This window comes from Ignavibacteria bacterium (genome assembly GCA_017302895.1).
In the GTDB taxonomy this organism is placed as follows: Bacteria; Bacteroidota; Ignavibacteria; order Ignavibacteriales; family Ignavibacteriaceae; genus UTCHB3.
Genome location: JAFLBV010000001.1, coordinates 500235 through 522294 on the forward strand (window position 1 = coordinate 500235; position 22060 = coordinate 522294).

Genomic DNA, 22060 nt, shown 5'->3' on the forward strand with positions numbered 1-22060 from the left:
TTTCTCAATAATTTCATAATCGATTTTTCAAACGCGGGGTTTTACATTCCTTTGCTAGGTGGTTCAGGGCAATTTTACAATAACATTTTGTTGGGTAGACAAGGTGAGTTAGCTAATGGTTTCGATGTAGCACGTGGAATTTTCAGTAACAACATAATTCGCGGTTGTGATGCCGCTGTATATCCTTGGAGCGTGCAACCATTACATCTAATAAACAACATAATCGACTCATGTGGTACAATTTTCGATCTTTCAAATTCAGGAGTTCTTTCAGGAAATATAAATTACAACAACTTCTACGGCAACGGCACAATCTCAAATGACATTTCAAAACTTAATCCCGATACTCTGATCTACACTTCGTATGACCCGATGTATGAGGGTACCGACAGCAGCAACTACCGTCTTCAGATGTATTCCCCCCTCATAGATGCGGGTGACCCGACCATCCTTGATGTTGACGGAACCAGAAGTGACATCGGAAGATATGGCGGTCCCTACGGTCAGAGATACGAATATCTTGATCTTGCACCCAAAAAACCGAGGTTTACTCTTGTTACCTCACCCCCTTTACCCTCCCGTGGGGATGCCTCCGGCACTCTCATAAAAGGCGAGGGGAGAATGGAGATTCACTGGCGGGGAGGTACAGAGGCAGATTTCAATTCATTCTCACTTCACAGGGGGAGAGACCCGTATTTCATCCCGGGAGAATTAAACAGAATATATACGGGCAGAGACACAATGTTTACCGATTCACTCTCAGACCCGACAGGAAACTATACATACAAAATCACAGCGAAGGATAATCAGGGACTCGTAAGTAAATGGGACAGTGTAACGGTGGTACTGACAGACATCGCTGAAGGAGGAGAACTTTCACCCAAGGGAGTGGTACTCTACCAAAACTACCCTAATCCATTCAATCCATCGACAACGATAAGATTCAGGCTTGAAGAACCGGGAGAGGTGATACTGAGGGTTTATGATGTAAACGGAGCGATTGTGGCAGTATTGAACAACGGTTGGCTACCTGCAGGAGAGCATGAGAGGGACTTCACCCCGGGAAAGACAGGGACGATGAATGACATGGCATCAGGAGTCTATTTCTACAACCTCACAGTAAGGGATGCAAACCTGAAACCCCTGTTCATCCGGTCGGATAAGATGCTCTTTGTGAAATAGAACCTCAGAACTTCAGAGTTTCAGAACTTCGGAGATACTGAGGTACCGGAGTTCCGGAGTTCTGAAGTTCTAAAATGGAATTCTGAACCATCTCTCACGAAATGTTGTTACAACATATATTAACACAAAATACAACCGTTTGAATAATAGTTTTTTAATCCTGTTGTAAAATGTGCGATTTTTCAGACTTCAATTTTTAGAATTTCCGGAAAAAAATGAAAAACCTCAGGTCGCTGAAGAAATATTTCGCCCGCTATAAAACAGCTTTGTTTGCGGGGATTTTCTTTATCATCATATCAAACCTCTTCACGGTGTATGTCCCGATTATAATAAAGGACTCATTGAATGACCTTCAAAACGGACTTGCACACGAAAAATTAGTGAAGTACGCCCTGCTTATAGTGGGTTCCACTCTTGTAGCGGGCATTTTCCGGTTTATGATCCGGCAGACCATCATCGTGATATCCCGAAAAATTGAATACGATCTGCGTCAGGATTTTTGGGAACACATCCAAAACCTCTCTCTCCGCTTTTTCCAAAATCATTCCACGGGCAACATAATGGCACACGCCACCAATGACATCAGTGCAGTAAGAATGTTCATCGGTCCCGCAGTGATGTACTCCATCGATACAGGCATAAGGATGATCATAGTTGTCTCCATCATGTCGATGATAAGTCTCGAAGTGACTCTTTGGAGCCTTATTCCGCTTCCCATCCTTTCATTTCTTGTATATACTGTCGGACAAAAGGTTCATAAAAGATTTACCCTCATACAGGAGAAATTCTCCGATCTTACCACAAAAGCCCAGGAAAATTTTTCAGGTATCAGGGTTATAAAGTCTTATGTGGCGGAAGAGAGGGAAATAGAAGATTTTGACCGTTTAAGCAAAGAATATCTGACGCGAAACATGCATCTGATCAAGATTCAGGCTTTGTTTCAGCCGACTCTTTTTCTTGTGACAGGTCTTTCGGTCATCGTGACCATCTGGACAGGCGGTTCTGCAGTAATCAATAAAACCCTGATGATCGGTGATGTAACTGCTCTGGTCATGTATCTTGGAATACTGATCTGGCCCATGATAGCACTCGGATGGGTAATCAATATTATTCAGCAGGCGGAAGCAAGCATGGCAAGATTAAACAGAATGATGGCTGAGAAAATAGAAATCAAGGATGTCTCTGAAGCCGAAAGTGCTTTGAAGGACATCAAAGGGGAAATTGAATTCCGGAATGTTTCCTTTAAGTACGGAGATGATCTCCCCTGGGTTTTGCATGATCTTAACTTGAAAATGCCGGCAGGACATTCAATCGCATTGATGGGGAGTACCGGAAGCGGAAAGAGCACCCTTATCAATCTCATTCCCCGCCTGTTCGATACCTCATCGGGAGACATTTTTGTTGATGGTGTAAACATTAAAGACATCTCTCTGAAAACACTTCGCCGCTCCATCGGATTTGTACCGCAGGAGGCTTTCCTTTTTTCTGATACCATAAGGAACAACATCTGCTACGGGAAAGATGATGCCACGGAGCAGGAATTGATGGAGAAAGCTGAAATTGCCCAATTTTCGAAGGATGTGCTGCAATTCCCCGAAGGTTTCGATACCATGGTTGGCGAGAGGGGAATAACCCTATCCGGTGGTCAAAAACAAAGAGCATCCCTCACGAGAGCCCTGATGATCGAACCAAAAATTTTAATACTCGACGATTCCTTCTCTGCCGTTGATACTCACACCGAGGAGGAAATTCTTCAGGGACTTCGCGGATTTATGAAGGGGAGAACCACCATTATGGTAAGTCACAGGGTTTCAACCGTGAAGGACGCCGACAAAATCGTGGTTCTCGATAAAGGAAGAATAATTGAAGAAGGTACGCATGAAGAGTTGCTGCAGTTGAACGGACTCTATGCCGGTATCTACTCGAGACAATTACTTGAACAGGAAATCGAAGAAATATAAGGAATATTGCCATGTCACAGATAAAAATTGCGTTTTTTGAGATCGACGGTGATGAGAAAAAATATATCAAGAGAAAATTTGACAAAAACTTCATTCTTGAATTTTACAAAGAGCCTCTTACGGTCAACAACTGGGAAAAGGCGAAGGATGCGGATGTTGTCTCGGTTTTTATCTATTCAAAACTGACCGAACAGGTTCTGCACAACCTCCCCTCCCTGAAACTTATTTCCACCCGCAGCACGGGATTCAATCATGTCAATCTGGATGCGGCACAAAAGCGGAACATCTCGGTTTGTAATGTCCCCTACTATGGCGAAAACACGGTAGCGGAACATACTTTTGCCCTCATTCTGGCTCTTTCAAGAAACCTGCACAAGGCTTATGTCCGCTCAATTCAGGGGAATTTTTCCCTTCAGGGGCTGAGAGGTTTCGATCTGAAAGATAAAACCATCGGCATCATCGGTGCAGGAAGCATCGGAACGCATGTCATTAAAATGGCGAAGGGATTCGGAATGAACATCCTCGTTTTCGATCCTGTGCAGAATCACATTTTTGAAGAGATACTCGAATTTAAGTATGCCACTCTCGAAGAGTTGCTCTCGAAATCCGATATAATTTCCCTTCACTGTCCATATAATGAAAACACCCACTACCTTTTAAATATGGAAAACATCGGTCTGGTAAAAAAAGGTGCTCTGTTTATAAACACCGCACGAGCCGGATTGATAGAACCCTCAGCCCTCTATTATGCAATCGACAACGGCATATTCAGTGGTGCAGGACTCGATGTGTTCGAAGGTGAGGACCTCGCAGGTGAAGAAAATCAGATGCTCTCAAAAAATGTTTCCCCCGAACAGATGGAAGCAATTCTAAAAAGAAACATCCTTCTTAAAAGGGAAAATGTGATTATTACACCACATATTGCATTTGACTCAATTGAAGCTGTCGAAAGAATTCTGGAAACAACAGTTTCCAATATTAAAGCTTTCTTTAACGGCGATAAATACTACAAGATTATATAGAGATAAAATGGCGAAGAAGATAAATTCCGAAGATGAAGTATTAGGTAAAGCGTACGACTCGAAACTGATGAAACGGCTTCTCGGTTTTGTGAAGCCCTACAAAAAATATGTGGTAATTGCGATACTTCTGAATGTGCTGGTTGCCGGTTTGGGACCTTTGAGGCCCTACCTGACAAAAATAGCCATTGATGACAAGATTTTCAACAGTGATTTTAACGGCTTGCTCCTCATTGCCCTGGCTTTGTTTGGAGCTCTGGCTACACAGTCTGTCATACAGTATTTCCTTACTTACTACACACAACTGCTGGGTCAGAAGACAATTCTTGACCTTCGGAAGAAACTTTTTCGCCATACTCAAAAACTCTCCGTCAGTTTTTTCGACAGGACACCTATCGGCAGACTTGTAACCAGAGTGACGAATGATGTGGAATCGCTAAACGAACTCTTCTCCTCAGGTATTGTGATGGTCTTCAGCGATGTCTTTATCATTTTATGGATTCTTGGTTTTATGTTTTTCATCAACTGGGAACTGGCACTGATAACCCTTTCAGTCCTTCCCCTGCTGATTTACGGAACCTTCCTTTTCAGAAAAAAGGTAAGGGAGTCGTACAGGGATATCAGGATGTATCTTGCACGACTGAACTCGTATCTGCAGGAGCATATTACCGGTATGGGGATTGTTCGCCTCTTCAACAAGGAGAAAGAGGAAGCTGTAAAATTTGCCGGAATAAACGGTGATCACAGGGATGAAAACATTAAATCGGTCTTCTATTATGCGGTCTTTTTCCCGGGTGTCGAGTTAATTTCCTCTGCCGCAGTTGCATTGATAATCTGGTACGGGGGTGGTGATGTAATTCAGAATCACATCTCTCTCGGTGTTCTTTTTGCTTTCATTCAATATACAGAAATGTTTTTCAGACCGATCAGAGACCTCTCCGAGAAGTATAACATCATGCAGACCGCGATGGCTTCCTCCGAAAGAATTTTCGGATTGCTCGATGACGAGTCATTTATAAAGAATCCTGAAAATCCAAAACCGTTGGATGAGGTGAAGGGAAAAATTGAGTTTGAACGGGTCCACTTCGCTTACAATGACGATAACTACATACTGAAGGATATCTCATTTTCCATAAATCCCGGTGAAACCATTGCAATTGTAGGAGCAACGGGTGCCGGCAAAACGAGTATCATCAATATTCTGACCCGCTTTTACGACATCAACAAAGGTAAAATAAAAATTGACGGTGTTGATATCACACAGGTTGATAAAAGGGAATTGAGAAGGAAGATTTCAATAGTTCTGCAGGATGTTTTCCTCTTTTTTGGCACAATAAAATCGAATATCGGCATGAACGACCCTGCAATTTCCGATGAAAAGATTATCGAAGCAGCGAAGCATGTAGGAGCCCACCGTTTTATCGAATTGCTGCCGAACAAATATGATGAGCCCGTTAAGGAACGGGGAGCAACCCTCTCTGTCGGACAGAAGCAGTTGATCTCCTTTGCCAGAGCTCTTGCTCACGACCCAAGTATCCTGATCCTCGACGAAGCCACTTCAAGTGTGGATACCGAAACCGAAAAGATGATTCAAACCGCCATCGAGACACTTCTCGAAGGAAGAACCGCCATCGTTATCGCCCATCGCCTCTCCACGATAAGAAATGCCGACAAAATTATCGTTATGCACAAAGGGGAAATCAAGGAGATGGGGAATCACGACGAACTTCTCGAAAACAAAGGTCTCTATTACAAATTATATCAGCTTCAATATAAAGATCAGGAGTTGTTGCTGTCAAAATAAAAGGGAAATGAGGCAACCTCAACTGCTCAAATAAAAGTCACAGAGTCACGAAGTCACAAATATTCAATTAAGGCTGCCCGCTGTAATTATCGGGCAGCCTTTTTTTGTATTATGACATCCTAAAAAAAATTCGTAACTTATTTTCAGGATATTATTAAACATGGGAAAGTGATGTAAACGCAGGAAATATAACAACCGGGACAAAAATTGTCCGGTTATTACAAGTTATCCGGCAGGATGTTCAAGGATTTTTACCAGTCCCTTTAAGAGCAAATATTCTATCATAATTTACCTTCCACACCCTGTAGAGAACCACCCATGTGGTTCTTCTCCGGGAAACCTTTACAAAACCAAGTTTGATGCACTAAGATATTTTAAGCAATTAAGATGCCTTTAAATCGTTATTTAGATACTTAATCTTTTTGGAAGATTTTATGAGTAAATACATAAAGCCGTTGACAATACTACCCGGGTTAGTTTTATTGTTGAGTTTCAATGCGAATGCCCAATACTTCGACACCCTTATTTTCAGCACAACCGGTCTTTACTGGCAAGAATCGGTCATCTATATGGGAGACCAGAATGATGATGGATGTGATGACTTCAAGATCACAAAGATGGACACAACTGCCCCTGGTTCTGAAGGAAAGGCATATTTTTATTATGGTGGTAACCCAGTCCCTGATACACCTGCATTTTATTTTCGTACCATCAATTCTCTTAACATCACAGCCTGTGACTTAAACAGGGATGGTTACAGAGATGTAATCGTCAGGAAGGGAACAAATCTAACCTACCCTATCAGTTTTTTGGTGTATCTCGGAGGTCCTAACCTGGATACCGTTCCTGATTATGAGATTTTACATCCTGAAAATTCCAAACCTTATCTCTATGGGAGGGATTGGCCGATCGATTTTGACGGTGATGGGTGGGAGGAATGGGTAACATTCTCAACTACAGGGAAGTTCTTTTTTATAATTTCCTCTCCCGGCGTTCAACCTTTTGAGTATCATGTATTACAACCCGATTCAGCCTATTCCAATTACCGGTTTTGGTATAATTACATCTCCTTTGCAGATTTGGATGGAGACGGGAAGACAGATGTTTCACCCATGCTCTCGAGGACAAATCCGACAGTTGACCTCCGCCGTTTTTACTTTGGTAACAGTGATTTTTCCTTCAATGAATATTACCAGTTCTCCAATGACACAACATTTCAACCAGAAAACATCTTTTTAGTAAATGATATGAATGGGAATGGAAATGGAGAGTTAATAGTTTATCTCAACCTTGGTGGGGGCACAGGAGGCTATGGACTTTCATTCGGGACTCGTCTTCCTGATATAATCACAGATGTCCGCATCAGTGCTGGTGGACTTTCAGGAGGAGGAGTATCACCCGGGGACATAAACGGAGATGGCTATGGCGACTTGTTAAAATTTATACCTTATGACAGTTATGCATTATACCTTGGAGGAAACACAATTACAGGACTTATCGCAAAACTTTATGTTTCCAATGTTTTTTTAAGGGATATAAATTTTGCCGGGAGAGTTGGTGATATTAACGGAGATGGGATAGATGATATTTGTGTTGGTGAAAATGCAGCCACAAATCACCAATCTATACCTGCCGGTGCTCTCTACATCTATAAAGGAACAAGGACCCCCGTTTCTGTAAAAGAAGGGTCCGTAGAAGATTTAAGCAACAGCTCCATGGATATTGTAATTTCACCAAATCCGACAAACGGGAAAGCTAATCTTCATTATTCTCTCCCCGGTTCAGGAGTACTAACGATTGAGATATTTGATATCCTTGGTCAGAGAATATATAACAATTCAACACAGGAAGAGAAAGGGTCGCACACAAAAGAGTTAAATATTCAAAACTTTGCCGCTACAACCGGCATATAAATTTTCCACTTCACCCTGAAAACGGGTGAAAAGACTTTAACTAAAAGCGTTAAGGTACAATTAATTAAATAGGTGAAACAAAACAACGAATTACACGACTATATTTAGAGTCTAAAACTTTTATTTAAGGTCGACAGGATATCATCTCTCGTTAAATTGTTTATTCCCATGAGTTTAAGCAAATTCCCAACTTCCGGCTTTTCTTTCTCCATTATTTTCACGAACATTTTCAAATCAGACCGAATTTTTGAGGGTAAAATGATATCCGTCGTTTTTAATCCTGCGCCAAGGCGGAAAACATCCTCTTACCATATAATATTCCCAATCATTTCTTCCAATGACATTTGTATTCTTTCGTCTTCATCATTTTTGAAGGCAAGATATAATGACAAGGGGTCCACAAAATTTGTGCCGGAGAGTAATGCGGGTTCGTAATTCCATATTTCAACAGTAAACCTCCCGTCATGCATATGTATTTCAGGAAGTTTAGTTAGTTTTTTCATCATATGGTATTTTTTTATGGATATGGCGGATTGATTATTTTCACCGCTTGACAGATTGCTGTAATGTCCCAAAGCTGCTTCCCCCGAGATCATCCGGGGAGAAAGTTCCGGAAGATCGTCAAAGTATATTTTTTTTCTTACAGGCGAACTAAGTAAAGGAAGTGAGATATTCCAGAGCTCTTTTTTTTCAGATGAGAATTTGATGACCTTCGTTTTCGTACCTTCAATTCTGCAAATTCCGGATGCAACCAATTCTCTCGTTGCACGGCTTATGCTCATAGGCGAACAGGGCAGTAATTTTGTAATTTCGCCGAGGGGAATATTCTCTATTGATTTCCTTTGTAAATGATAAAGAACTAAAAGCTGGCTGATTGCTCCAAGACTATCTTTGTGAGATGCTGTGCCGATACCGAATTCTTTCAGGTCTAATAACAGAGTGGGGATAAACATTTGTCTGTTTGGTAAAATAAAGGGAACCCGTTTTTGGATCAACCTCTGCCGTTGATAAGATTCAATCTCTTCAAAACAAAAAACAATGGTAGCAGAAAAATACTTTTCCAACAGTTCTTTTTGCTTTGCAAGACGGTCAGGTGTTATGCCTTGAAAAGATTTTCTGATATCAAGTATGACTCTCCTGTTCTCAATATAAAGCTCCTGATATGTTCCGATACTCAGGTAAAGAGGCAAACCTTTTATCACTTCATCAGGGAGACTTCGCGAAACAACATTCAGTCCGGTTGTTTTTTTGATATAATCAATTATTTCCATTTCATCTTTCGTTGAAGGAATATGATTTGCATACTAACAATGTTAATGATATTATGCAAATATAATGATAATATAATATTTATAAAAGAGATATCCGGAAATATTTTCCTTCTTGAAGCCCATTTGCTCGAACATACAAGCACTAATTACTCAAAGACGATGAAAGCTTTGCTCCTTAAATAGGGCTGAGGAATGAAGGTTGATGGCTGAAAAGCTCGCACCAGAATTATAAATTATTAAGGCTGTCTCGAGAGGGGCAGCCTTTTAATGTATCGTTTTACCTGAAAAAGTGGTGGCAAGCGGGTCAGGCAAAAAGTTCGATATTGCTTCTCAATGCTTCACTTTTTTTCGATTCCGATATTAAACCTTTTAAAACTTTGCCAATATTTATTCCTACAGGACGATATAAGGTTGTGAAATCTATGGATATCACTTCCCGAACTTCTGGCATGCAACTAATTTGCTAATCGCTTCATAAACTCTCCCGTTTGTATTATATTTCAGTAGATCAAAAAAAAATACATACGGAGAAGAAATTAATATGTCACAAACACCCTTTATGACACTCGAGCGATATATCATCGAGGAGGAACGGAAGCATCCCGAAGCGACGGGGGCACTCTCAAGGATATTGTCGGATCTTTCAATTGCTGCAAAAATCATTTCGAGGGAAGTGAACAAAGCCGGACTGGTTGAGATACTTGGCTTCACGGGCGATACAAATGTTCACGGAGAATCGGTAAAAAAACTTGACATGTATGCACATGACATGATCTTCAAGGCAATGGATCATGGCGGTCAGCTTTGTATCATGGCATCTGAAGAAGAAGAGGATATCATCCACATCCCCCACCACTTCACTATCGGAAAATATGTTCTTCTGTTCGATCCCCTCGACGGGTCTTCAAATATTGATGCCAATGTAAACATCGGTACGATATTCTCGATCTACAAAAGGGTTTCTGAGGGAGACGGTCCTGGTACACTTGAAGACTGTTTACAACCGGGGACTCAGCAGGTAGCCGCAGGATATGTGATTTATGGCTCCTCAACAATGCTTGTTTATACCACAGGCGAGGGAGTTCACGGCTTTACGCTTGACCCCTCAATCGGTGAATTTATCCTCTCCCACCACGATATCAGAATACCAGAGAAGGGAAAAATCTACAGTATCAATGAAGGTAACTACAAATACTGGCACCCCGGTTTGAAAAAATATATCAAATGGCTTCAGGAAGAGGACAAATCAACGGGGAGACCCTACTCAACCCGCTATATCGGTTCGATGGTTGCGGATGTGCACAGAACCATTTTATACGGCGGCATCTTTATGTACCCCGCAGACAGCCGGAACCCCAAAGGGAAATTGAGACTGATGTATGAGTGCAATCCTGTTTCGTTTATTGTGGAAGCATGCGGCGGGAAGGCAATAACGGGATATACCAGAGTGCTTGAAGAGATACCAAATTCACTTCACGAGAGGTGTCCGATCTTTATCGGAAGTCCTTACGATATAGACAAGGTTGCCAAATTTATTGCCGATACGGATGCCGAATTAGAGAAACCTCTGTAACGGATTCCCCACACGGGGATAAGGAATTACCGGCTGCAGGCAGGATCACCCTTCTGCAGCCCGGTTTTTATAAATCGAATTTCTTCAGTTTTTCGGTAAGAAGGGAAGCGAGATTTTCCTTCGAGATGCCTTCCAATTTAAACTTGCCCGATTTAACAATAATTTCAGGTGCATCGCCCTCTTTGGTTGCATATTTATAGAGCATGTAACCGAGTCTGTTCCGGTCACTGGGCAGGGGCAGATAGTCCTTCAATTCTTCAGCAATAGAATAAACTTTTTTCTCGAGATTATCCTCAGGGAATTCAATGGTTTTTGGTCCGGGAAGTGTTGACATTTTTTCTCTCTAAAATTTTAATAATCCATTACACTAAAATAATAAAGATTGGAATGATAACCACAAAGGTTGGAAAATGAGGGGAGGTTGTCACCTTGTAAAGTGACAACCTCTGAAATAACAATCAGTACTCCTGCGGAAGTTCCTGCAGTTCTTTGTATGAGAAGACGGGACCGTCCTTACAAACATAGACGCTACCGATGTTGCACCTGCCGCACTTCCCGAGTCCGCACTTCATCCTGTTTTCGAGGGTGGTAATCATATTGTCTTCGGTGAAGCCGAGTTTCTCGAGGACAGGGAAAGTATATTTTATCATAACCGGTGGTCCGCAAATGACAGCCACGCTGTTTTCCGAAGCCGGAGCAACCTTCTCGACTATGGAGGGGACAAATCCCACTTCACCGTTCCAGTCAGGAGTTTCACCCCCCGGATCGACGGTAACTACGGTCTTTACTCCATCCATCCCTTTCCACTCTTCCAGCTCCCTCTTGTAAACCAGATCGGCAACCGAGCGGGCACCATAGATAATGGTAACATCTTTGAAGCGTTCTCTCAGATCGAGCACATTCCAAATGATGCACCTGACAGGGGCAAGCCCTATTCCGCCGGCGATGAAGACGACATTTTTGCCTTCCATCTTCTCAAGGGGGAAGTGGTTCCCGTAGGGACCTCTCAGTCCGATGATATCGCCTTTGTTCATTTTGTTCAAAGCTCCCGTTACTTTTCCGGCGATCTTAAACGAACATTCGAGATATTCGGTTCGTGTCGGAGGGGAGGCGATGCAGAATGTGCACTCTCCCTCGCCAAAAACGGAATATTCGGCAAACTGACCCGCAAGGAACGAAAACTCCTCACGCATCTTTTTGCTAATGAACTTAAGTTTGAAGGTTTTTATGTCAGGAGTCTCCTGAATTATATCTATGATTTCAACGAGTTCGGGTTTGTAAATATTCATTTGATCCTCCTTTCAACCTGCATTCGAATGTGCTAAATGATCAATCTCTTCCACCAGCTCAAGTATGTCGATGGAAACAGGGCATCCGCGCGAACATCTTCCGCAGCCGGTACACAAGATTTCAGAGAATTTGTCGTTGTAGTATTTGAATTTGTGGGAGATTCTCTGTCTGTACCTCTTCTCGCGGCTGTCCCTGGGGTTGTGTCCCGAGGCATGCTTTGTGAAAAGGGAGAACTGGCACGCATCCCAGTTTTTCGCTCTTACACCCGAGCATGTTCCGCACTGCTCATCCACAATGTCGAAACAGTGGCAGGTCGGACAAACAAAAGCACACTGCCCGCAACTCAGGCAGGTTTCCCCCGCCTCGTCCCAGAATTCATGTTCGAAATGGCTGTCGAGCCACTTTTTCACATTGTCATAGTCGAACTTCTTCTCTTCGTGTCCGTTTTTGTTTTCAGCTGGAGGAATTCCCGTATAAGATTCGAAGAAACCTGAGTATTCTTCGACGAATTTGGTACCCTTCTCCGTAATTGTCTTCACGAGGAATGAATCTTCGACTGGAATCATAAAGATATCGGAACCCTTTTCCGATTCCTGTGACAAGCCGGTTTCGTTGCAGAAGCACCAGTCGTCCCGGTGATTACATTCCGTTCCGATAATTATCGAGTTTTCGACTCTCCGGTTGAAGAAATCATCGGCATAGTCCCAGTTGAAGACCTTCGAGAGTATCGGAAGCGATGCCGAGTCGCATGGTCTTGCACCGAATACGACGGTCTTTCTCTCGTCAATAACGGGTTCCTTCAGGTCGATGGCTCCGTTATTGTTTTTGTAGTAGAACAATGCTTCCGTTTTAGGGAAAAAGTGTTCCTTAAACGAGATGGCTGTCGGGGGAGTATCCGTTTGCATAAATTTAAGGGATTCATCGAAATTTTCGGAGAACCTCTTTCCGTCGGGAGTCACCCCGATAACCCGGTGGTTATCCTTTTTAAGTTGATCGATCAGCCGGGAGAGATTTGCTTTTTCTATTTTCATCAGTTTCATATTGCCTCCTACCTGATAAATTCTTCATGGTCGGAAGTGCTGAAAGTACCAATCAGTGTCGGTGCGTTCATATCGGTTCCGTGTCTGTAGCCGAATTCCTTAAATGCCACCATTCCCATCTTTCTGTTGAGGAGTGAGAGGGGGATGTCAGCGGGACAAACGCGATCGCACTCGCCACAGCCGATACATCTGCCTGCCTGATGGAAAGCACGGATCATGTTCCAGGCGAAATTTGCCCTGTTTGTGGCACTGCTTTCTATCCAGCGGGGTTCTGTTTTATCAACGATGCACTGATCACAGTAGCACATCGGACAAACTTCCCGGCAGGCGTAGCACTTAATACATTTTTCGAACTCCGAGTTCCAGAATTCAAGTCGCTCTTCGGCAGACATTTCCTCGATCTGTTTCATCAAAAGAGCGTTCTCATCGTCGGGGAGCTCGAACTCAACAGACTCTTCAACAAGGACATCGTACCAGGCGGGTGTTTTTCCCGCACAGGTTTTGCATTTTATCTGTGTGTTCTCCTTAGAGAATTCCTTGTTCTGATCCTTGACCACTCCGCTGCAATTCACTCCGATGACATAGAGGTCATCCCGGTTTACGCGGTTTTCCTGAATCAGGGCTGTGATGGCTTTCAGATCGCACGGTTTTACAACGATTCCGATCTTCCCTTCAGTCCGGTTACGGAACCGGTGGAGATAGACCGCCAGATTATTAACCGCATTGTGGTTGTAAGTGAGTTTATCAGTATCCGCCTCTGTGTGAGCGATAAAGGGTTTCAAGTGATGTCGTCTGTCTTCTGTGTAGCCGATGATGAGGGCAGCTTTGTTCCCGGTAATGGCTTCACGACAAACTGCATTAAGTCCGTTCATCAGATTTCAACTCCTTCCTCTTCCAATTCGGGAAGTTCGATCTTTCTGGCCATTTTCCTGTACTGATCGAAAGGTCCTTTTTTCCTTACGGTTTCGGTTACGCCGTCGATGACATCAACCCACTTTTTCCCTTCGGAAGCTGAGACCCATGAGAAGTGGAGCCGGGACGAGTCGATACCCGCAAACTCCAGCAACTCCCTGAACATTATCCACCTTCTTCGGGCGTGGAAGTTTCCGGCATTGTAGTGGCAGTCACCGGGGTGGCAACCCGAAACGAGCACACCATCGGCACCACTTTCGAACGCTTTTATTATAAAAACGGGATCGATTCTTCCTGTACACGGTACACGAATCAATCTTGCATTTGGCTGTTGTTTCAATCGTGAGGTACCCGCCAGATCAGCTCCGGTATAGGTACACCAGTTACAGACAAACGCTGCTATTTTGGGTTCAAATTTCTCTTCCATGTTATACCTCTGCAAAAGCATTTATCTGGGCGAATATCTGGTCATCTCTAAAGCCGATCAGTTCAATCGACTTGGAAGGGCAGGTCGCATTACATGTTCCGCACCCCTGACAGAGTCCTGAATTTACATGAGCAACCACCTTTAGAAGCTGACCTTTTCTGTCTCTTATCTCATTTATGTCTATGGCATTATAGGCACAAACCTTCTTGCAATAGAAGCACCCCGCACAGGTGGAAGGATCCACTTCTGCGACAACGGGCTCCCTTTCGAGCATGTCTGAACCAAAAAGAACCATCGTTTTTGCAGCCGCAGCCGACGCCATCGAAACACACTCGGGGATATCGCGCGGTGAGTGGCAGGCACCCGCAAGGAAGATTCCACCCGTGGCGGTTTCCACAGGTCTCAACTTCGGATGCACTTCCTGGAAGTAACCATATTTATCGTAAGAGACACCCAGAGTCTGGGCAAGCACGGAAGCTTCGGGCTGAGGCACCATCGCAGTCGCCAGAACGACAAGGTCGGCATCAATCGTGACAGGCATTCCGGCAATTGTGTCCTCACCTCTGACGATGAGTTTTCCGTCTTCCTCATATATCTTCGAAACCCTTCCGCGGATATATTTCACATGATCTTCCTCGATGGCGCGGCGAACAAATTCCTCATAGTTCTTTCCGCCCGACCTGATGTCCATGTAGAAGACATAAGCTTCACCGTGATGAACCTTGTGTTTGTAGAGCATCGCGTGTTTGGCAGTGTACATGCAACAGATTTTGCTGCAGTATGAGATTCCTTTCGATTCGTCGCGGGAGCCGACACACTGGATAAACACAATCTTTTGTGGTTCCTTGTTGTCGGAAGGACGAAGGATTTCTCCCGAAGTGGGACCCGATGCACTTGCGATTCTCTCGAACTGGAGTCCGTCAATCACATCTCTGTATTTGCCGTAGCCGTATTCTCCGTAACCTTTGTAGATGCTTCCCTCGGGTTTTTTGTCAATTGTGTAGAGTTTATATCCCGTGGCAACGATAATGGCACCAACCTCCTCTTTCACGAATGTATCCTGCTGATCGAAGTCGATAGCATCGCGTCCGCAGACACTCTTGCAAAGGGCGCACTTCCCGTTTTTGAAGTAGGTGCACACCTCTCTGTCGATAACCGGGATATTCGGAACCGCCTGAGGGAATGGGACATACATCGCAGAGCGGAAGGAAAGCCCCTCATCAAATTCGCTGAGAGCCTTTTTCTTGATCGGGCATTTTTGTGCACAAAGTCCGCATCCCGTGCAAAACTCCTCTTTAATCGATTTTGCCTTTTTTCTGATTGTTACGGTAAAATTGCCGATAAAACCATCGACTTTTTCCACTTCAGAATAAGACATCAGTTTAATTTTGGGGTGTTGATAGACTTCAACCATCCTCGGGGTAAGGATACACTGCGAGCAGTCCAAAGTCGGAAATGTCTCCGAAAGCTGACTCATGTGCCCGCCGATGGAGGGTTCCTTCTCAACAAGCACCACTTCATAACCCGCATTGGCTACATCAAGGGCTGCCTGTATTCCGGATATTCCACCGCCGATTACGAGGGTTCGTTTGGTAACAGGAACACGAATCGGGGAAAGCGGGACATTGAACTTTACTTTTTCAACGGCGAACCGCATCAGGTCGATCGATTTCCTTGTGCCGGCTTTAATGTCATCGTGTATCCAACTGCAGTGTTCCCGCAAATTGGCTATCTCGACCATGTAAGGATTCACACCTGCATCGGCACATGCTTTTCTGAAAGTCTTTTCGTGCATGTGGGGCGAGCATGAACCCACCACAACAGCATCGAGACCTTTCTCCCGGATTGCCTGCTTGATGAGGTTCTGTCCGGGGTCGGAGCACATATATTTGTAGTCTTCAGAATGTGCAACCCCCGGAAAACGGGCGCATGCTTCCGCGACTGCATGGCAATCAACCGTTCTGCCGATGTTTTCACCGCAATGGCAGACAAAAACTCCTATGCGCATACAACCTCCCGCTTTGTTATTTTCGAAAGGATTGGTTTTACATCGATGTAATGTGAATTGATGCCAAGTGCAGCAGGATCGATCCCCATCGCGAGACCGATAAGTTCGGTCAGGTAGAGGACTGGTATCGGATTCCTTCCTTTGTCCTGATCTATAATGGCAATCTGTCGCATGTCAAGATTTGAGTGACACATCGGGCAGGCAACGGCAATTACATCCGCACCCCGTTTTATTGCGTCATCGAGTATCTTTTTGCTCAGCTTTACAACAATATCGGTATGGGCTATCGAGTGAGCGGCTCCGCAACATTCGGTTTTGAAGTTCCAGTTCACCGTTTTTGCACCCGTTGCCTCCACAATCGCTTCCATCGAATGAGGGTCTTCGACATCGTCGGCAAGGGCGATATCGGCAGGCCTTACAAGCAGGCAACCGTAATAGCACGCCACCTTCAGGTTCTCTAGATCCGCCGTTATGTGATCCTTCAGTTTTTCGGGACCGATCTCTTCAAACACCTGAAGAAGATTGCAGATTTTCATTCCCGTATTCATTTTGTCTTCGAGCAGTTCCTCAACCCGCATACGGGTTTTTTCGTCGAGTCTCAACTCTTTTTGGGAGGAAACCAGTCTGCTGTAACAGGCTGCACAGGGAGCGAGAAGTTCGTTTAATCCCTGCTTCTGTGCAAGCAACAGATTCCGTGCCGGCAATGCAACAGAGAGAAGATGGGAGGTGACATGTGCCGATGTGGCGCCGCAGCACGACCAGTCTTCAAGTTCATCGAGTCCAATATCAAGTACCTTAAAGACCTCCTTGAGGGAGAGGTCGGCTTCTTTTCCGGTACCTTCAGCGGAACATCCGGGGTAATAACCGAGATTCATGCCTTGCCTCCTTCCGCTTCAGCGAAAATCTTTCTGATGCTCTTCTTCCCTTTTACTTTTGGAGGAAGCAACCCCAGTTTTCCTTTGATGAGGGTAACGGGAGCCAGATCGAGGTCCTGGAAAAAATGTCGTGTTTTAAGTTTATATTCGAGGAGGAAGCCGATCTCATAAGATCTGCCGAAGTTTTTTATCTGATTAAGGAATGATCTGTGGAAAGCCATGCCATCGGGGTCAGGCGGTTTTATTCCATATTCGATTGCCAGCTCACGGAGTGCATCCATGAACCGCGCCATATCGAAACCTTGCGGGCACCTCGTGCTACAAGTCTGACACCCGGCACACAGCCAGATTGATGGTGATGAAATTGCTTTTTCGTAAAAGCCCAGTTGTACGAATCTTCCAACCCTGTTGGGTGGAGTTTCGGTAAAGTCCCTCACGGGACAGCCCGCAGAACATTTGCCACATTGATAACAAAGTGCAACATCCTGGGACATTATTGTATCTAATTTCTCTCGGAAATTGTTCGGGTCTATATTTTTCATGGTTGACTCCGTACAGAGAAAGAGGGGTGATTATCAGAAGTGAAAATATTGTGATCATACGATCAGTTTTTATCGCATATTTTAGGATAAATGATAACGAAACTTAAATAAACATTTTTTCATAATTGTGAAATCACCCGTTTTTTCTTTCAGCCTACCGCCCTCAGTAATTCAGCCCTCAACATTATTATTTGAGTAAAGTCTTATTAGTTAGTTGTTTTACAATCGTATAATTTACGGAGTAAAATAATTTAAATAGTGGCATGATAGACGAAACAGCAAAAAAGTTTGCGGAATTAACCTGTTCGCTTTCCAGAGAGTGTGGCAGAAAAGAAGAGTTCTTTGCGAGGTGTTATAATCTCACCCCGGCAGAGCTGAGGCTTCTGATGCTATTTGGTGAAAGGCATTTTATCTCAATTAAGGAGTTATCCACACATTTGGCTCTTACGCCCGGAAGGATAACTCACATTCTCACTTCACTTGAAGAGAAGAAACTCGTTTCAAGGAAGCAGGACGAGATCGATAAAAGAAGTTTTAATGTTTACCTTACCGGGCAAAGCAGGCCCTACATCAACAAGATAAACATGGGGCATATTTTAGTACATAAAGAAATTTTTGACACTCTGGACGAGACCACACGCGAAAATGTTATTCTCGTGATGGAGTCACTGATCACGGCAATGAAGAACTGGGTGGTCAACGAGACCGGCAGAGAAGTGACGGCATAGCGTTCAATAGTAGTTGCCAGAATCTGCGTATTCTTCGTCAAAAACAAAAATGTGACTTTTGTAAGGAGGAAGGTCGATATACAAACCTTTCTCCAGCACTTCCGCGAGTGATCTTATGTAGATCTTGTCGTTAAGCACATCGTTCAGAAGCACTCTGTCATCAGCAATTGAAACCGGGAATTTCAACAGGCATTGAGACTGAACGGGCGAGTAGTTTACCACAACGAGAACATTCCTCACCGCGAGTTTCCATTTCCATGCAAGCATGTTTGAACTGGTGCCATTGTCATCCCAGGCACGGTGACAAAAGAGCAGTTCCCATATCCCATCCTTAAAAGCCCTGTCATTGGTGATTTGCAGCAGTTTTTTGTAAAATTTCTCCACTTTTGGATGAAACTGTGACTGAGCTTCCCTTCCGAGTTGAAGAGGCTGTTTCTGTTTCCTCCCCTCCCACTGCCCGTCCTGATAGAGTGTCAAGCCCGGAATTGTAGTTGCGATTACCGCAGCTGCCATCGATTTATCGTGACCGAAGGCGTGAAGTGCCCTCTCCTCCTCATATTTTTCGACAAAACGAACCGATTTTTGTTGCATGTTCATGTCAGCGGTAAGATGACCCCTTATCTCATTTGCACCGTTGTTTTTTAATTTGTCGTAAAGCACCTTGTCGGTGGTATAATCAAACCCGAGATTCTGAAGAGACCTTTCAAGATTCCAGTAAGTCTCGGCTATGAAAATGAACCCCGGATTAAACGATTTTATCTCCTTTATTGCAGACTGCCAAAACTCGTCGTTTGTCTCGGGATATTTGTGCTGATCTGCCGCTCCGCTCCAGGTGTTGCCAAAAACATTATTCAGTATCAGCATCGACATCGAACACCTTACTCCGTCGCACAACTGACTGATATTTTGCAAAACCCCCGACATGTAATCGCGGGTGAAGGGATTAAAATAATTCAACTGCACTGTATCGCGCCAGGCAGGGAAAAACGGATCTCTTCCATGGGCAAAAAACTGATTTTTATGGAATGGCGACGAGAAGTAGGTATGGGGCTCTTCTTCAAATGATTTTTTATCGACTGAAAGGAAAATTTCAGGATTGTCCCGAAGCACTCTGCTTGTTGAACCAAAATGGTTGGGCACAAAATCGAGGATAAGTGCCATTCCGAGGTCGTTAAGTGTCTTCTTTAGTTGGAGAACATCGGCTTCGGTGCCAAGGTCGGGATTGATTACATAATCATCAATCGCGAAAGGTGACCCGATGACATCGTCCCGTGTCCAGTCTTTCAATGCGGCATTATATTGCTTCACGAGCTCGGGGGTGAAACAGGTTTCATCGATGTTGTCGCGACAGGTTTTCCACAGACCGAGCAGCCAGATGAAGTTTATCCCTTTTTCCTTCAAATCGCTCCAGGCGGTGACCGGAATATCTTTAATTTTTGCGTCAGGACCGAATTTTTTGATCCAGACGCGGGTATTTATTTCGTAAAGTTTTGGATTGTTTAGCATGTTAAGTACCCATTGTTTCTTAAATTTGGGCAGTCGATCAATTAAATTAATAAACCCTTAAATCTCACCGTTAAACCTACAAAACTTTTCGATGAAAGGAAAGTAAAAATGAAACTTGCCACACTTTGTTATGTCAAGGATGTGAAAAACAACACAACTCTCATGCTCCACAGAATTAAAAAGGAAAATGACATGCATGAAGGGAAGTGGAACGGGCTCGGCGGCAAGTTTGAACCGGGAGAGACTCCCGAGGAATGTGTCATCAGGGAGGTAAGGGAAGAGTCGGGACTCGAGATAAAAAATCCCAAGATGGAGGGGTTTATCACTTTCCCGGCATTCGATGACATTGATGACTGGTATGTTTTTGTTTTCACCGCAGAGGAGTTTTCGGGTGAATTGATCGACTCCCCCGAAGGTGTGCTCGAGTGGATACCCGACTCGGAACTCTTCAACCTCAATCTTTGGGAAGGCGACACAATTTTTATGAAGTGGTTCGGCTCGGGAAAGGTATTCTCCGCCAAATTCGAGTACGACAAAGGGGAATTCACCAACCACGATGTAATCTTTTATTAATGCAGTAATGCAGTAATCCAATAATGCAGTAATATTTTAGGGGGGTTATCTGCGAGATGAAAAGCTGCATGCATCATTTTTTCTGCAACGGTTTAAAATTACAAATTAATTGCTTATATTGTTCATTAGTAATGAAAACTTTTGTTCATTAGTAATGAAAAGCATAGTTAAATGATTACATTTCAAACACTTACCGATGTTGTCTTCCAGCAAAGAGAGTATCTTCTCTCGACCCCGACCGGAATAACCCGGGAAAAACTCCCTCAAATGCTCCCTCAACCGGGAGTTGCATCAATCATCACCGGAATAAGAAGGTGCGGTAAGAGCACTCTGCTGAGACAAATGATCGAGCAAACTCCGGACTTCAAATATCTAAACTTTGAAGATGTGAGGCTGTTTCAGTTTGAACCGGGTGATTTTATTAAGCTGGATGAAATTTTCGGGGACTTCAGTGGAGTCTGTTTTTTTGATGAGATTCAAAATATTGAAGGATGGGAAAGATTTGTAAGAACACTTCTCGACAAGGGAAAGAGAGTGGTAATCACAGGTTCAAATGCGTCGATGTTGAGCAAGGAGCTTGGCACAAAGCTTACGGGCAGACACCTCGCAACCGAGCTCTTCCCGTTCTCATACAGAGAGTTTTGTGATTTTTACTCCATAGAGCCGTCAGCGGAGGCTTTTACCGAATATCTTAACAAGGGAGGGTTCCCCGAATATCTAAGAATCGGCAATCCGAATCTGCTTCAGACACTTCTGATTGATATCCTGATGAGGGACATAATCGTAAGAAACGGACTAAGAGACGAGAAATTTGTAAAGGAGCTTGCACTCTACCTAATCACCAATTCCGCAAAAGAGTTTTCATATACTTCACTAAAAAATCTGTTCGGAACTGGATCGGTAAACACGATAATCTCGATTCTAAACCATTTCGAAGACAGTTATCTCTTTTTTACTCTGCAACAATTCAATTTCTCTTATAAAAAAAGAATTGTATCGCCGAAAAAAATATACTCCATCGATACAGGGATGCTCACAGTAAACAGCTCCTCCTTCTCGGCAGACAGGGGCAGAATCCTCGAAAATTCAGTTTTTCTTCACCTTAAAAGAAGCGGTGATGAGATTTTCTATTTCAAGGATAGCAAAGAATGTGATTTTATCACCCGGTCAAAAAACGGGGAATTCAGGGCAATCCAGGTTTGTTATGATCTGAATGAAAGCAATCTCGACAGGGAATTGAATGGCCTTGTCGAGGCTCTTGCGAAATTAAATCTCGATTCGGGTCAAATCATCACTCACAACACAACCGATCACTTCGCAACAGGAGGTAAAACCATCAATGTGGTGCCTGCCTGGAAGTGGATGGGATAACTCCTGATTTAGGCAATTTTTACCAACTAAATATCCCCTTGTATTTTACAGAATAAATGCAGAAA

General features: G+C 43.7%; 19 protein-coding genes. 9 read left to right on the forward strand and 10 right to left on the reverse strand.

The genetic code is table 11. The features are described from left to right. The first annotated feature begins 90 nt into the window (after positions 1-90). The 5 genes from J0L60_02005 to J0L60_02025 all read left to right on the forward strand — a co-directional run bounded on the left by J0L60_02005 (position 91) and on the right by J0L60_02025 (position 7879). The gene (locus J0L60_02005; protein MBN8544880.1) at positions 91-1182 is read left to right on the forward strand and encodes a T9SS type A sorting domain-containing protein; all 1092 of its coding nucleotides are present in this window, start codon (positions 91-93) and stop codon (positions 1180-1182) included. A gap of 215 nt (positions 1183-1397) precedes the next feature. Beyond that, complete coding sequence (locus tag J0L60_02010) at positions 1398-3143, forward strand: ABC transporter ATP-binding protein (GenBank protein ID MBN8544881.1); 1746 nt, start codon at positions 1398-1400, stop codon at positions 3141-3143. An 11-nt stretch (positions 3144-3154) separates the two neighbouring features. Then, positions 3155-4165: a hydroxyacid dehydrogenase gene (locus tag J0L60_02015; GenBank protein MBN8544882.1), complete on the forward strand. Its 1011-nt coding sequence runs from the start codon at positions 3155-3157 to the stop codon at positions 4163-4165. 7 nt (positions 4166-4172) lie between these two features. Then, the gene (locus tag J0L60_02020) at positions 4173-5966 is read left to right on the forward strand and encodes an ABC transporter ATP-binding protein (GenBank protein MBN8544883.1); all 1794 of its coding nucleotides are present in this window, start codon (positions 4173-4175) and stop codon (positions 5964-5966) included. Between the two features lie 434 nt (positions 5967-6400). Then, positions 6401-7879: a T9SS type A sorting domain-containing protein gene (locus J0L60_02025; GenBank protein ID MBN8544884.1), complete on the forward strand. Its 1479-nt coding sequence runs from the start codon at positions 6401-6403 to the stop codon at positions 7877-7879. A gap of 305 nt (positions 7880-8184) precedes the next feature. Here the strand turns inward: J0L60_02025 and J0L60_02030 are convergent, their stop codons facing one another. Beyond that, a complete protein-coding gene (locus tag J0L60_02030) occupies positions 8185-9150 on the reverse strand; it encodes a hypothetical protein (protein ID MBN8544885.1) in 966 nt (321 codons plus the stop codon). A gap of 541 nt (positions 9151-9691) precedes the next feature. Between J0L60_02030 and fbp the strand changes: the two genes are divergently transcribed. After that, entirely contained in the window at positions 9692-10723 is a 1032-nt protein-coding gene (fbp, locus tag J0L60_02035) for a class 1 fructose-bisphosphatase (GenBank protein ID MBN8544886.1), read from the forward strand. A 67-nt stretch (positions 10724-10790) separates the two neighbouring features. Here the strand turns inward: fbp and J0L60_02040 are convergent, their stop codons facing one another. The 8 genes from J0L60_02040 to J0L60_02075 all read right to left on the reverse strand — a co-directional run bounded on the left by J0L60_02040 (position 10791) and on the right by J0L60_02075 (position 17817). Beyond that, positions 10791-11057 (reverse strand): hypothetical protein, encoded by a 267-nt coding sequence (locus tag J0L60_02040; GenBank protein ID MBN8544887.1) that lies wholly within the window; start codon positions 11055-11057, stop codon positions 10791-10793. Between the two features lie 124 nt (positions 11058-11181). Further along, a complete protein-coding gene (locus J0L60_02045) occupies positions 11182-12012 on the reverse strand; it encodes an FAD/NAD(P)-binding protein (protein ID MBN8544888.1) in 831 nt (276 codons plus the stop codon). A gap of 12 nt (positions 12013-12024) precedes the next feature. Beyond that, on the reverse strand, positions 12025-13053 hold the full coding sequence (locus J0L60_02050; protein MBN8544889.1) for a 4Fe-4S dicluster domain-containing protein: 1029 nt from the start codon (positions 13051-13053) through the stop codon (positions 12025-12027). An 8-nt stretch (positions 13054-13061) separates the two neighbouring features. Next, on the reverse strand, positions 13062-13925 hold the full coding sequence (locus J0L60_02055; GenBank protein MBN8544890.1) for a 4Fe-4S dicluster domain-containing protein: 864 nt from the start codon (positions 13923-13925) through the stop codon (positions 13062-13064). Continuing rightward, positions 13925-14392, reverse strand: a complete 468-nt coding sequence (locus tag J0L60_02060; GenBank protein ID MBN8544891.1) for a hydrogenase iron-sulfur subunit — start codon at positions 14390-14392, stop codon at positions 13925-13927. Before J0L60_02060 ends, J0L60_02055 begins: the two co-directional genes overlap by 1 nt. Position 14393: 1 nt before the next feature. Then, complete coding sequence (locus tag J0L60_02065) at positions 14394-16400, reverse strand: CoB--CoM heterodisulfide reductase iron-sulfur subunit A family protein (protein MBN8544892.1); 2007 nt, start codon at positions 16398-16400, stop codon at positions 14394-14396. Further along, the gene (locus tag J0L60_02070) at positions 16391-17275 is read right to left on the reverse strand and encodes a CoB--CoM heterodisulfide reductase iron-sulfur subunit B family protein (protein MBN8544893.1); all 885 of its coding nucleotides are present in this window, start codon (positions 17273-17275) and stop codon (positions 16391-16393) included. The genes J0L60_02065 and J0L60_02070 overlap by 10 nt, the downstream gene beginning before the upstream one ends. Next, entirely contained in the window at positions 17272-17817 is a 546-nt protein-coding gene (locus J0L60_02075) for a 4Fe-4S dicluster domain-containing protein (GenBank protein MBN8544894.1), read from the reverse strand. The genes J0L60_02070 and J0L60_02075 overlap by 4 nt, the downstream gene beginning before the upstream one ends. Positions 17818-18080: 263 nt before the next feature. Between J0L60_02075 and J0L60_02080 the strand changes: the two genes are divergently transcribed. Continuing rightward, positions 18081-18545, forward strand: a complete 465-nt coding sequence (locus J0L60_02080) for a MarR family transcriptional regulator (GenBank protein ID MBN8544895.1) — start codon at positions 18081-18083, stop codon at positions 18543-18545. A gap of 3 nt (positions 18546-18548) precedes the next feature. Here J0L60_02080 and J0L60_02085 read toward each other — a convergent pair whose 3' ends face one another. Continuing rightward, positions 18549-20051, reverse strand: coding sequence for a glycosidase (locus tag J0L60_02085; GenBank protein MBN8544896.1), 1503 nt, complete (start codon positions 20049-20051; stop codon positions 18549-18551). Between the two features lie 108 nt (positions 20052-20159). On the opposite strand from J0L60_02085, the gene J0L60_02090 reads away from it, so the two are divergent. Beyond that, on the forward strand, positions 20160-20624 hold the full coding sequence (locus J0L60_02090) for an 8-oxo-dGTP diphosphatase (GenBank protein ID MBN8544897.1): 465 nt from the start codon (positions 20160-20162) through the stop codon (positions 20622-20624). Between the two features lie 171 nt (positions 20625-20795). Then, positions 20796-21995, forward strand: coding sequence for an ATP-binding protein (locus tag J0L60_02095; GenBank protein ID MBN8544898.1), 1200 nt, complete (start codon positions 20796-20798; stop codon positions 21993-21995). Positions 21996-22060 lie beyond the last annotated feature (65 nt).

Excerpts from the sequence above, each read along its gene's own strand:
- J0L60_02045 (MBN8544888.1), bottom strand. The coding sequence starts at position 12,012 with ATGAATATTTACAAACCCGAACTCGTTGAAATCATAGATATAATTCAG.
- fbp (MBN8544886.1), top strand. The coding sequence starts at position 9,692 with ATGTCACAAACACCCTTTATGACACTCGAGCGATATATCATCGAGGAG.
- J0L60_02055 (MBN8544890.1), bottom strand. The coding sequence starts at position 13,925 with ATGAACGGACTTAATGCAGTTTGTCGTGAAGCCATTACCGGGAACAAA.
- J0L60_02065 (MBN8544892.1), bottom strand. The coding sequence starts at position 16,400 with ATGCGCATAGGAGTTTTTGTCTGCCATTGCGGTGAAAACATCGGCAGA.
- J0L60_02075 (MBN8544894.1), bottom strand. The coding sequence starts at position 17,817 with ATGAAAAATATAGACCCGAACAATTTCCGAGAGAAATTAGATACAATA.
- J0L60_02040 (MBN8544887.1), bottom strand. The coding sequence starts at position 11,057 with ATGTCAACACTTCCCGGACCAAAAACCATTGAATTCCCTGAGGATAAT.
- J0L60_02030 (MBN8544885.1), bottom strand. The coding sequence starts at position 9,150 with ATGGAAATAATTGATTATATCAAAAAAACAACCGGACTGAATGTTGTT.
- J0L60_02025 (MBN8544884.1), top strand. The coding sequence starts at position 6,401 with ATGAGTAAATACATAAAGCCGTTGACAATACTACCCGGGTTAGTTTTA.
- J0L60_02095 (MBN8544898.1), top strand. The coding sequence starts at position 20,796 with ATGATTACATTTCAAACACTTACCGATGTTGTCTTCCAGCAAAGAGAG.
- J0L60_02080 (MBN8544895.1), top strand. The coding sequence starts at position 18,081 with ATGATAGACGAAACAGCAAAAAAGTTTGCGGAATTAACCTGTTCGCTT.
- J0L60_02050 (MBN8544889.1), bottom strand. The coding sequence starts at position 13,053 with ATGAAACTGATGAAAATAGAAAAAGCAAATCTCTCCCGGCTGATCGAT.
- J0L60_02020 (MBN8544883.1), top strand. The coding sequence starts at position 4,173 with ATGGCGAAGAAGATAAATTCCGAAGATGAAGTATTAGGTAAAGCGTAC.
- J0L60_02010 (MBN8544881.1), top strand. The coding sequence starts at position 1,398 with ATGAAAAACCTCAGGTCGCTGAAGAAATATTTCGCCCGCTATAAAACA.
- J0L60_02060 (MBN8544891.1), bottom strand. The coding sequence starts at position 14,392 with ATGGAAGAGAAATTTGAACCCAAAATAGCAGCGTTTGTCTGTAACTGG.
- J0L60_02070 (MBN8544893.1), bottom strand. The coding sequence starts at position 17,275 with ATGAATCTCGGTTATTACCCCGGATGTTCCGCTGAAGGTACCGGAAAA.
- J0L60_02015 (MBN8544882.1), top strand. The coding sequence starts at position 3,155 with ATGTCACAGATAAAAATTGCGTTTTTTGAGATCGACGGTGATGAGAAA.
- J0L60_02085 (MBN8544896.1), bottom strand. The coding sequence starts at position 20,051 with ATGCTAAACAATCCAAAACTTTACGAAATAAATACCCGCGTCTGGATC.
- J0L60_02090 (MBN8544897.1), top strand. The coding sequence starts at position 20,160 with ATGAAACTTGCCACACTTTGTTATGTCAAGGATGTGAAAAACAACACA.